Origin of the sequence: Kitasatospora sp. NPDC057512, assembly GCF_042802135.1 — a bacterium.
Classification (GTDB): domain Bacteria; phylum Actinomycetota; class Actinomycetes; order Streptomycetales; family Streptomycetaceae; genus Kitasatospora.
Genome location: NZ_JBHVET010000438.1, coordinates 1 through 7,230, shown reverse-complemented (window position 1 = coordinate 7,230; position 7,230 = coordinate 1). Strand labels below are relative to the sequence as shown.

Annotated in this window: 6 protein-coding genes; 5 read left to right on the top strand and 1 reads right to left on the bottom strand. The window is 74.3% G+C overall.

Features of this window, described 5'->3' with window-relative positions:
- On the bottom strand, positions 1-239 hold a 239-nt coding region (gene tatA, locus ACFU6K_RS25445; RefSeq protein WP_380666708.1), incomplete at its 3' end, for a Sec-independent protein translocase subunit TatA.
- Between the two features lie 264 nt (positions 240-503).
- Between tatA and ACFU6K_RS25440 the strand changes: the two genes are divergently transcribed.
- The 5 genes from ACFU6K_RS25440 to ACFU6K_RS25420 all read left to right on the top strand — a co-directional run bounded on the left by ACFU6K_RS25440 (position 504) and on the right by ACFU6K_RS25420 (position 7,157).
- Positions 504-1,715, top strand: a complete 1,212-nt coding sequence (locus ACFU6K_RS25440) for an agmatine/peptidylarginine deiminase (RefSeq protein WP_380666706.1) — start codon at positions 504-506, stop codon at positions 1,713-1,715.
- Between the two features lie 37 nt (positions 1,716-1,752).
- Entirely contained in the window at positions 1,753-2,535 is a 783-nt protein-coding gene (gene ureA / locus ACFU6K_RS25435; protein ID WP_380666704.1) for an urease subunit gamma, read from the top strand.
- Positions 2,532-4,244 carry an urease subunit alpha gene (locus tag ACFU6K_RS25430; RefSeq protein ID WP_380666702.1) on the top strand — a complete coding sequence of 571 codons (1,713 nt, stop codon included), beginning with the start codon at positions 2,532-2,534 and terminating at the stop codon, positions 4,242-4,244. Before ureA ends, ACFU6K_RS25430 begins: the two co-directional genes overlap by 4 nt.
- A gap of 185 nt (positions 4,245-4,429) precedes the next feature.
- Positions 4,430-5,842 carry a cytochrome P450 gene (locus tag ACFU6K_RS25425; RefSeq protein ID WP_380666700.1) on the top strand — a complete coding sequence of 471 codons (1,413 nt, stop codon included), beginning with the start codon at positions 4,430-4,432 and terminating at the stop codon, positions 5,840-5,842.
- 187 nt (positions 5,843-6,029) lie between these two features.
- Complete coding sequence (locus tag ACFU6K_RS25420) at positions 6,030-7,157, top strand: NADH:flavin oxidoreductase (RefSeq protein WP_380666698.1); 1,128 nt, start codon at positions 6,030-6,032, stop codon at positions 7,155-7,157.
- The last annotated feature ends 73 nt before the right edge of the window (positions 7,158-7,230 follow it).

The following is a 7,230-nucleotide window of genomic DNA, read 5'->3' as shown; positions in this document are numbered from 1 at the left end:
CCGCCGGACGAAGCGGCTGGTGCCCCGCCGGACGAACCGGCGGCTGTTCCGCCGGGCGGCTCGGCCACCGCTCCGCCGGGTGCCCCCTCCTCCCGCAGGGCCGCCGTCTCGGACTTCAGGATCCGCATCGACTTCCCCAGTCCGCGCGCCATCTCGGGCAGCTTCTTGGAGCCGAACAGCAGCACCAGGACGGCCACCGTGACCAGCACGTGCCAGGGCTCCAGACCATTGCGCAGCATCGCCGCCTCACCCGGCCTTTCGTCGTCGTGACCGGGGCCGCGTGTACGGCCTCCCGGTCGTCTCGGGGTGGTTTGGGTGACTTCACCGTAAAGCTTGACTGATTTTTCAGTCAATGCGAGAGTCGGTCCCGGCGCTGCCGACCGACCTCGTCCACCCGGACGACCTCCTCGTCCGCCGCCGACCGGCACCATGCGGGCCGCTCCCCCGGAGCCCCGCCCTCCCCGCCGCACCGGATCCACCCCCCAGCCCCACCGGAGTCCACCGTGTCCCAGTCCCCCCTCGCCCGCCGCACGGTGCTGCGCTCCCTCGCCGGAGCCGGTGCGATCGCCCTCGGCGCGACGGCCTGCGCCGCCGCCGGCGACGACCCGGCCGGCCCCGCGGCCCCGACCTCCGGCACCCCCGGGCAACCGGCCGCGCAGACGCCCTCCCAGCCCCCGGCGCCCACCTCCGATCCCACCTCCGTGCCCGCTCGCGGACGGCGGCTCGGCGGCGAGTGGGAGAAGCACGAGCGGACCTTCATGGCCTGGCCCGCCTCCGAGAACGTCTGGGGCGAGCAGCTCGGGGCCGTCCGCAGGGACATCGCCACCGTGGCCCGGGCCATCGGACAGCGCGAACCGGTGGTCCTGCTCGTCCGCCCCGGCCAGGAGGCCTCGGCCCGCAACGCCTGCGGCTCGGACGTCGAGCTGCTCGCCGTCCCGGTGGACGACCTGTGGGCCCGTGACACCCTGCCGGTCTTCGTCGAGGAAGGCGGAAAGGTCAAGGGCGTCGACTTCAACTTCAGCGGCTGGGGCGGGAAGCAGGAGCACGCCAACGACGCCCGGATCACCCGCACCGTCCTGGAGAAGTACGGGATCGAGCGGCTGGAGACCCCGATCACCGCCGAGGGCGGCTCCTTCGAGACCGACGGCCAGGGCACGCTGCTGGTCACCGAGAGCTCCGTGGTCAACGACAACCGCAACCCGGGCCGTACCCGCGACGAGGTCGAGGCGGAGCTCAAGCGGACCCTGGGCCTCACCAAGGTGATCTGGCTGGCGGGCGTCAAGGGCAAGGACATCACCGACGCCCACGTCGACTGCCTCGCCCGCTTCGCCGCCCCCGGCGTCGTCTTCCTGGACCGCGCCTTCCCCGGCACCCCGCCCGACGTCTGGTCCCGCTCCGCCGACCAGGCCCGCGCCGTCCTCGCCGAGGCCACCGACGCGACCGGCGGGAAGCTCAAGGTCGTCGAGATCGGCCAGCCCGACCCGGACCGGATCACCGGCCGCGGCGACGCCTTCGTCTCCTCGTACATGAACTTCTACATCGGCAACAAGGGCGTCTACCTGCCGCTCTTCGGCGACGCCAAGGCCGACGGCCACGCCCAGGAGGTCTTCCGGGAGCAGTTCCCGGACCGCGAGATCGTCCCCGTGAAGATCGACACCATCGCCTCCGGCGGGGGCGGCATCCACTGCTCCACCCACGACCAGCCGGCCGGCTGACCCCCGCCGCCCCGCACCGAGGGAGAAGGGACCCCCCGTGCAGCTGACCCCCACCGAACGCGACCGGCTGCTGATCTTCACAGCAGCCGAACTCGCCCGCGCCCGCCGCGCCCGCGGCCTGCGGCTCAACGTCCCCGAGGCCACCGCACTCGTCTCGGACACCGTCTGCGAGGCCGCCCGCGACGGGCTGCGCCTGGCCGAGGCCGTCGCGCGCGGCCGCTCCGTCCTCTCCCCCGCCGACGTCCTGCCCGGCGTGGCGGACCTCGTCACCGAGATCCACGTCGAGGCCGTGTTCGAGGACGGCACCCGGCTCGCCGTCATCGCCGACCCGTTCGGCGGCGGCGCCCTCGGCGAGGCCGCACCCGGCGCCGTCCTCACCGACGGCCACGCCGCGACCGGACCGGAACCCGTCCGCACCCTCGCCGTGCGCAACACCTCCGGGGTGCCGGTCTCGGTCACCTCGCACTTCCACTTCTTTGAGGCCAACCCCCGGCTGGCCTTCGACCGGGCCGCCGCCTACGGGATGCACCTCGCCGTCCCGGCCGGCTCCTCGGTGCGCTTCGACCCGGGCGCCACCGTCGAGGTCGGTCTGGTGCCGATCGGCGGCGAGCGGGTCGCGATCGGCTTCGCCGGGCTGGTCGACGGACCGCTGGACTCGCCCCGGGTACGGCGCGAGGCGCTGCGCCGGGCCGCCGAACAGGGCTACCTCGGAGCGGCCCGCGAAGGAGCGGCCGACGGCGAGGCGGCCGGCGCAGGAACGGCCGACGGCGGAGCAGTCGGCGAAGGAACGAGCGGCGAAGGACAGGAGCGGCAACCGTGAGCAGCAGCAGCATCGACGCGTCCGAGTACACGGCCGTGCACGGCCCGCGCGCCGGGGACCGGGTCCGGCTCGGCGACAGCGGCCTGGTCGTCCGGGTCGAGTCCGACTCCCAGCGGCCGGGCGACGAGTTCCTGGTCGGCTTCGGCAAGACCGCCCGGGACGGCCTGCACCTCAAGGCCGCCGCCGTCCGGGACACCTGCGACCTCGTCATCAGCAACGTCCTGGTGATCGACGCGATCCAGGGCATCCGCAAGACCTCGATCGGCATCCGGGAGGGCCGGATCGCCTCGATCGGACGGGCCGGCAACCCGGACACCCTGGACGGCGTGGACGTGGTCGTCGGCACCGGGACGGCCATCGTCTCCGGCGAGGGCCTGATCGTCACCGCCGGCGCCATCGACACCCATGTGCACCTGATGTCCCCCCGGATCATGGAGGCCTCGCTGGCCTCCGGTGTCACCACCATCATCGGCCAGGAGTTCGGCCCGGTCTGGGGCGTCGGCGTCAACTCCCCCTGGGCGCTGCGGCACGCCTTCAACTCCTTCGATGCCTGGCCCGTCAACATCGGCTTCCTGGGCCGCGGTTCGTCCTCCCACCCCGCCCCGCTCGTCGAGGCCCTCGCCGAGGGCGGAGCCTGCGGCTTCAAGGTGCACGAGGACATGGGCGCGCACACCCGTGCGCTGGACACCGCGCTGTCCGTCGCCGAGGCCCACGACGTCCAAGTAGCCCTGCACACCGACGGGTTGAACGAGTGCCTCTCCGTCGAGGACACCCTGAAGGTCCTCGAAGGCCGGACCATCCACGCCTTCCACATCGAGGGCTGCGGCGGCGGACACGTCCCCAACGTCCTCAAGATGGCGGGCGTGCCGAACGTCATCGGCTCCTCCACCAACCCCACCCTCCCGTTCGGGCGGGACGCGGTCGCCGAGCACTACGGCATGATCGTCTCCGTCCACGGGCTCAAGACCGACCTGCCGGGCGACGCCGCGATGGCCCGCGACCGCATCCGGGCCGGCACCATGGGCGCCGAGGACGTGCTGCACGACCTCGGGGCCATCGGCATCACCTCCTCCGACGCCCAGGGCATGGGCCGGGCCGGCGAGACCGTGCGCCGCACCTTCGCGGTGGCGGGCAAGATGAAGGCCGAACGCGGCCCGTTGGAGGGCGACGGCCCGGACGACGACAACCAGCGCGTGCTGCGCTACATCGCCAAGCTCACCATCAACCCGGCCATCGCCCACGGCCTCTCCCACGAGGTCGGCTCGATCGAGATCGGCAAGCTCGCCGACCTCGTCCTGTGGCGCCCGGCGTCCTTCGGTGCCAAGCCCCAGCTGGTCCTCAAGGCCGGCTTCCCCGCGTACGGCGTCACCGGCGACCCCAACGCCGCCACCGAGACCTGCCAACCCCTCGTCATGGGGCCCCTGTTCGGCGCCCACGGCGCCACCCCCGCGGACCTCTCCGTCGCCTTCACCAGCCGCGCCGCCGCCGAGTCCGGCACCCACGCCCGCCCGTACGACACCATGACCACCCGCCGACGCCGCGTCGCCGTCCGCCACACCCGCGGCATCGGCCCGGGCGACATGGTCCGCAACAGCCGCCTCGGCGAGGTCCTCGTCGACCCGCGTGAGGGCCTCGTCACCCTCGACGGCACCCCGCTGCGGTCCGACCCCGCCGAGGAGGTCCCGCTGAACCGCCTCTACTTCCTCTGATCCCTCCGCCCCGTGGGCCGGGGCGGGCCGGCGGACTCCTCGCCGGTCGGCGCGCGGCCCACCGGGGCGAGCCGGCCTCCGCCCCCGTGCGCCGCGCGGTCCACCAGCGCGCCCCGGCGCGAAGGGTTCGCAGGAGGTGCACCGGGCCGCAGACTGTGTCCCGACCCCGCACCGGAGGAACGACGATGCCCACCGCCAGCCGTCCGCCGGCCCCTCCCGTCGCTCCCGGGCGGCTCCCACTGATCGGCCACGCCCTGGAGCTGTGGCGGCGTCCGCTGGAGTTCCTCGGCGGCCTCACCGCCTACGACCGGATCGTGGCCGCCCACCTCGGGCCGAAGCCGAGCTACGTGCTGACCAGCCCGGAGCTGGTCCACCGCGTCCTGGTCACCGACGCGGCGAGCTTCGCCAAGGGCCGCTCCTTCGACAAGCTCCGCCCCTACCTCGGGAACGGACTGGCCACCTCCCAGGGCCCCCTCCACCTCCGACAACGGCGCCTGATGCAACCGGCGTTCCACCACCGCCAGATCGCGCACCACGTCGACACCATGGCGCGGCTCGCCACCGAGCGCGCCGACTCCTGGCGGCCCGGCCAGGTCGTCGACGTCACCCGGCAGATGCTGGAGCTGTCCCTCTCCGTCGTCACCTCGACCCTGTTCTCCACCTCGCTCGACGCGTCCGCCGCCGCCGAGATCCGCCACGCCCTGCCCATCGTCCTACGCGGCATGTACACCCGTGTACTGGACCCCACGGACCTGTGGCACCGGCTCCCCACCCCGGGCAACCGCCGCCTCGCCGACGCCCACGCCCGGCTGCGCCGCGCCATCGACCACCTCATCCACACCGGACGCGCCGGACGCGCCGGGTCGGCCGGATCCACCGGAGGCACCGACGGCACGGGCGAGCGGACGGACCTGCTGTCGATGCTCCTCCGGGCCCGGGACGCCGACAGCGGTGCGGCCATGAGCGACCGTCAGCTCCACGACGAACTCATCACCCTGCTGGTGGCCGGCACCGAGACCGCCGCGGGCGGGCTCGCCTGGCTCTTCCACGAGCTGGGCCGGCACCCGCTCGTCGACCAGCGGCTCCACCGGGAGCTGCGCGACCACGCCGCCCTCCCCCTCAGCCCCGAGCGGCTGGCCGGGCTGGAGTACACGCGTCGCGTCGTCGACGAGGCGCTGCGCGTGCGCAACCCCGGCGGCATCACGATCCGCCGGGCGACCACCGACGTCGAACTCGGCGGCTACCGCTTCCCCCGGGGCACCGAGTTCATCTTCAGCGCCCTGGTCCTCCACCGGAACCCCCGCTACTTCCCCCACCCCCTGCGGTTCGACCCCGACCGCTGGCTGCCCGACCGGCCTCCCGTCCCGCGCGGCGCGTTCGTCCCCTTCGGCGCCGGCAGCCACCTGTGCATCGGCGAGTCCTTCGCCCGCACCGAGATGACGACCGTGGTCGCGGCCGTCGCGGGCCGCTGGCGACTGGCCCCCGTCCCGGGAGCGCGGGTACGGGGCGTCATGACCAGCACCAACCGTCCCGAGAACCTCCTGATGACGGTGGAACCGCGCACGGACCCGCCCGGGAACCGCCCGCCCGGGCCCTGACCGGTGCCGGGAGCCGTCGGGAGGCCCCGTCGCGGGGCCCGCGACGGACCGTGGCGCGGATCACAGCGGACTTCGCGCGGACGGCGAAATGCGGGGGCCGCCAAGGCGGTTGGCACCGGCGAACGATCACCGTCACCGCCCTGGCGCCCGCCACCGCCACCGCCACCGCCGACCGCGAGGAATCCTCATGACCGTCACCGAGCCCGCCGCCTCCCGCGCGGCCGACCTCCTGTCCCGGCCCGTCACGATCAACGGGCTGACCGTGCCCAACCGCATCGTGATGGCGCCGATGACGCGCTCGTTCTCCCCGGGCGGCGTGCCCGGCGAGGACGTGCGCTCGTACTACGCCCGCCGCGCCGCCGCGGGCGTCGGCCTGATCGTCACCGAGGGGACGTACGTCGGCCACGAGTCCGCCGGCCAGAGCGCCGACATCCCGCGCTTCCACGGCGAGGAGCAGCTGGCCGGCTGGGCCCGCGTCGCCGAGGACGTCCACGCGGCGGGCGGCACCATCGTGCCGCAGCTCTGGCACATCGGCATGGCGCGCAAGCAGGGCGACCCGCCGTTCGCCGACGCCCCCGCCGTCGGCCCGTCCGGCATCCGGCTGGACGGCACCGAGGGAACGGGGCGGGCGATGACGAGGGCCGACCTCGACGCCGTCATCGGCGCGTTCGCCGAGGCCGCCGCGGCCGCCGAGCGGATCGGCTTCGACGGCGTCGAGCTGCACGGCGCCCACGGCTACCTGCTCGACCAGTTCCTGTGGGCCGGCACCAACCGCCGCACCGACGCCTACGGCGGCGACCCGGTCGCCCGGACGAGGTTCACCGCCGAGCTCGTCGCCGCCGTGCGCGAGGCCGTCTCCCCCGGGTTCCCGGTGATCTTCCGCTACTCGCAGTGGAAGCTGGGGAACTACGACGCCCGCCTCGCCGAGACCCCGCAGGAGCTGGAGGCGATCCTCACCCCGCTCGCCGAGGCCGGCGTCGACGCCTTCCACGCCTCGACCCGCCGCTACTGGGTCCCCGAGTTCGACGACTCGGACCTCAACCTGGCCGGCTGGACCAGGAAGCTCACCGGCCGCCCCGCCATCACCGTCGGCTCGGTCGGCCTCGACGGCGACTTCGTGCGCGCCTTCGTGGGCGAGGGTGCCCCGGTCCAGGGACTCGACAACCTGCTCGACCGGCTGGAGCGCGACGAGTTCGACCTGGTCGCCGTCGGCCGCGCCCTCCTCCAGGACCCGCAGTGGGCCGCCAAGGTCCTCTCCGGCCGCTTCGCCGACCTGCTCCCCTACGACGCCGCCGCGAGCCGCACCCTGAGCTGACCGCCACGGGGCCGACCGGGCCCGGTCGGCGGACGGGCCTCGAACGGCAAAGGGCCCGCACCGCGCGTTGCGC